3 protein-coding genes are annotated in these 4,367 nt (G+C 37.5%); all 3 read left to right on the top strand.

The genetic code is table 11. The features are described from left to right. Positions 1-144: 144 nt before the first annotated feature. Positions 145-1,857 carry an arylsulfatase gene (locus ACKVOD_RS06085; RefSeq protein ID WP_409208577.1) on the top strand — a complete coding sequence of 571 codons (1,713 nt, stop codon included), beginning with the start codon at positions 145-147 and terminating at the stop codon, positions 1,855-1,857. A gap of 269 nt (positions 1,858-2,126) precedes the next feature. Further along, positions 2,127-3,350, top strand: coding sequence for an alginate lyase family protein (locus ACKVOD_RS06080; RefSeq protein WP_409208576.1), 1,224 nt, complete (start codon positions 2,127-2,129; stop codon positions 3,348-3,350). Between the two features lie 26 nt (positions 3,351-3,376). Then, on the top strand, positions 3,377-4,367 hold a 991-nt coding region (locus tag ACKVOD_RS06075; protein WP_409208575.1), incomplete at its 3' end, for a sulfatase-like hydrolase/transferase.

Genomic DNA, 4,367 nt, shown 5'->3' with positions numbered 1-4,367 from the left:
GAGACAGTAAAAGTGATATTGGTGCAGAAGAATTTGGAGGTGTTAAACCAACACGCCATCCTTTGACTCCCAATGAAGTGGGACCAAATTGGATGTTAAAAAAATAAAAAATTAGAAGACTAAGTTGGTCTTAATTGCTAAAAGATGAGAAGCATACGATGTGATAAAAGATTGTTTTTGGTGTTGATGTGTTTGGTTGCTGGAATTGCATTTTCACAACCAAAGAAAGCGAATACTAAAAAACCCAATGTAATTGTCATTCTTACCGATGATATGGGTTTTTCGGATATTGGTTGTTTTGGATCCGAAATAAAAACACCCAACATTGATAAGTTGGCCACCAATGGAATCAGCTTTACCCATTTTTATAATACGGCACGTTGCAGTCCTTCCCGAGCATCCTTGATGACGGGTTTGTATCCGCATCAAGCTGGTATGGGATTTCTTTCTAATTATAATTATGATGAAGCAGGCTATGTTGATGATTTGAGTAAAAAGGCGGTGACCATAGCTGAAGTTTTCAAGCAAGCAGGATATGCAACTTATATGTCAGGTAAATGGCATTTGAACAAAGAAAAATCGATTCCTAATGATCGATCTAACTGGCCTTTACAAAGAGGATTTGATCGGTTTTTTGGTATGTTAATAGGTTCAGGAAGCTTTTACGATCCGGGAACCCTTATGAGTGATAATACTTTTATTGCACCGGGTAAAGATTTTTATTTGACTCATGCGATTACCAATAATGTGGTAAGGTTTATCGATGAAAATCCAAAAGAAAAACCATTTTTCTTTTACATTGCCTATACAGCAGCTCATTGGCCGTTGCAGGCTCCTGAAAATGAAGTTCAAAAATACAAAGGTGTTTATGATAAAGGCTGGGACGAAACTAGAAAACTACGTTTTGAGAAACTAAAAAAACTGGGGATAATAAGCAAAAAAGCCGTTTTGACAGCACGTGGAGTTGACATTCCAGAATGGAAAAATGAACCTATGAAGGATTGGCAAGTACGCCGAATGGAAGTGTATGCAGCAATGGTCGATATTATGGATCAAGGTATTGGAAAAATCATTTCAACATTAGAAAAAAATGGAGAATTAGAAAATACAGTGATTTTTTATATGCACGATAACGGTGGTTGTGCCGAAACTTTAAATTCTAACGAAGCTGAAATTCCACTTACCGACGAACAGAAAAAAGGAAAACCTTTTGCCAAAGATTCTATATTTCTAGGTAAAATTCCAACCTATACTCGAGATGGAGAATTCATCAGGAGCGGGAAAGGAATTATGCCAGGACCCGCCAACACTTGGACAGCCTACGGCGAAGAATGGGCTAACGTAAGTAGTACACCTTTCCGTTTATATAAACATTTTGTACACGAAGGCGGAATTGCTAGTCCACTAATCATACATTGGCCAGAAGGCATTAAAGCCAAAGGCAAATTACGAACACAACCCGGACATCTTATCGATATAATGGCGACTTGTGTTGAAATTGCAGGACTCCAATATCCTACCAATTTCAATGGAAACGCTATTTATCCCCTTGAAGGAAAGAGTTTAGTTCCAGCATTTACCAATAAATCCATAAATCGAGAATTTATTTTTTGGGAGCACGAAGGCAATAGAGCCATCCGAATGGGGAACTGGAAACTAGTATCCAAAACACAAAAACAGAAAAAATTCACTCCAGCCGATGAAAACAGCTGGGAACTGTACGATATGGAAGAAGATCCATCAGAAAGTATTAACCTTGCTTTTAAATATCCAGATAAGGTAAAAACAATGGCTGCACTATGGGAAAAAGAAGCTAGGAGAACAATGGCAAAACCGTGGCCTTGGGGTTCAAATTAATAATTACAACTAAACCACTATGGACTGGAAGTCCATAGATTTGTTTTGGCAGACTAAAAGTCCGCTAGGTTAGACACAAATTAATCAGTGAAATTTTGCCACAGATTCACGGATTTTTTAAATCATTTCTAATCTGTGAATCTGTGTCCAAAAAAAAATTTTTTTAGAAGCTCAAGCAGATGCACTGAAAGTGCATAGTTTTAAACTCTATTGGAGACCAATAAATTAACGCACAAATTGCAAATTAAAGCAGAATACATAATTATAAAATGACGCATAAAACCAAATACATCGCATTACTTTTTACGCTAGTAAGTCTAAACAGTGTTTTAGCCCAAGAAGTAAAGGTTTCTTCTAATAATTTTCCAAAGACTTTGGTTCTAAAAGGCGAAGCATTAGAACGAAATTACCAATTGATTTCGGTCAATGATTTCGAGAAAACCAAAGCGTTAAAAACATTGTTGGCTAAAGCAGATAAGATACTTAAGGAAGGTAAGTTATATTCAGTAATGAACAAAAAGCAACTGCCTCCTAGCGGTGATAAACACGATTATATGAGTACAGGCCCTTATTGGTGGCCGGATCCAACTAAGCCCGACGGATTACCTTATATACGCAAAGATGGTTTGCGTAATCCAACTTATTATGACATTAGTGATACTAGGGAAATTGACAGGATGAGAGATGATACAGAATCATTGGCATTGGCCTACTATTTTACCAAGGAAGATAAATACGCAAAATTTGCTTCAAAATTAATACAAACCTGGTTTTTGGATGCGGCAACGCTTCAAAATCCAAATCTTAATTTCGGACAGGGTATACCTGGAATAAATACCGGTAGAGGCATTGGTATCATTGAAACAAGGGGATTATTTCGGGTAATAGATGCCGCTATATTGCTGCAAGAATCTGAAAGTTGGTCTAAAGAAGATCATCAGACGCTTCAAAAATGGTTTTCGGATTATTTAGTTTGGCTCACTCAAAGTCCGATAGGAAAAGACGAAGCCATCGAGCACAACAATCACGGGACTCATTACAGTGTTCAAGTTATTGACTACGCACTTTTTACAGGACAGCCTGAAATTGTTGCATCAGAAATTGAAGTTTTTAAAAACCGAATGGAAAGCCAAATCAAAGCTGACGGCAGCCAACCCTTTGAATTAGAAAGAACAAAATCATGGGACTATGTAAACATGAATTTAGATGGCTATTTCTTAGTGGCTCAATTGGCCGAAAATAGTGCTATTAATCTTTGGCAATATGAAACAAAGCAAGGAATAACTATGAGAAAATGTCTCGATTGGATGGTTCCTTACTTAAAGAATGAAAAAAAATGGGATTTTGAGCAAATAAAAACCGTTGGTTACGGAGAAACTATTCGCCTCTTGAAAATTGCTTCCCAAAAATATTCGAATCCAGCCTATGATGCATTGGCGAAAGCTATCGATATTAAAACGTATCAATCTGAATTGAATCAACTGACTTTTTAAAAACATAACTAATTAAATACAATACGATGAAAAAAGCACACTATTTGATAATTCTGGCACTGTTTACTGCCATTTCTGGAGGATATTCCCAGAATAAAAAAGCTAAAGCTAGTAGCTCTAAACCCAATATTATTTTCATTCTTGCCGATGATTTAGGCATTGGTGATGTAAGCTGTTATGGCTCGGACAACAACAAAACCCCAATAATTGACAAGTTGGCTAAAAGCGGAATGCAATTCAATAAAGCGTATACCGCGCCATTATGTGGGCCTTCAAGATCCAGAATTTTAACTGGTCGCTATGCGTTTAGAACAGGAGCCGTAAACCAAGACAAGGTGGGAGAAATAAAACCTGAAAATGAAGTAATGATTCCAACAGTATTGAAATCGGCGGGATATACCAGCGCTATGGTTGGAAAATGGAGTCAGATGGGGTTGACACCAAAGGATTTTGGATTTGATGATTATATCACTTTCCAAGGAAGTGGTGTTTTTTGGAGCAAAGAAAAAAAGAAAGCGGCAACTTATACCGAAAATGGGGAGGAAAAAACCTTGAATGAAAATGTGTACATGCCCGATTTAATGCACGATCATCTGGTGAAATTCCTAGATGATAATAAAAAGAAACCTTTCTTTTTGTATTATTCGATGGTGCATGTTCATGCACTGATCCAACGTACACCGGACAGTAAACCGGGTAGCGATTTGTATGCTGACAATACCGCTTATATGGATAAGCTGGTAGGAAAATTATTGTCAACTCTTGACGATAAGAAATTAAGAGAAAACACCCTTATCGTTTTTATGGGCGATAATGGAACCGCTAGCATCTATGCAGAAAGAGGAAGCATTGGTGGTAAAGCGCTGTCAGGTAAAAAAGGATCGATGCTCGAATGTGGTAGTTTAGTACCAACAATTGCCAGCTGGCCAGCAGTTATTAAAGCTGGACAAGTCAATACTGATTTGATCGATTCGAGTGATCTTTTGCCTACTTTTGCTGAGGTTACAGGAGCTCCAT

This window comes from Flavobacterium sp. (assembly GCF_046155325.1).
Classification (GTDB): Bacteria; Bacteroidota; Bacteroidia; order Flavobacteriales; family Flavobacteriaceae; genus Flavobacterium.
Note: the sequence above shows the minus strand (reverse complement) of the source record. Positions and strands in the feature narration are given on the sequence as shown.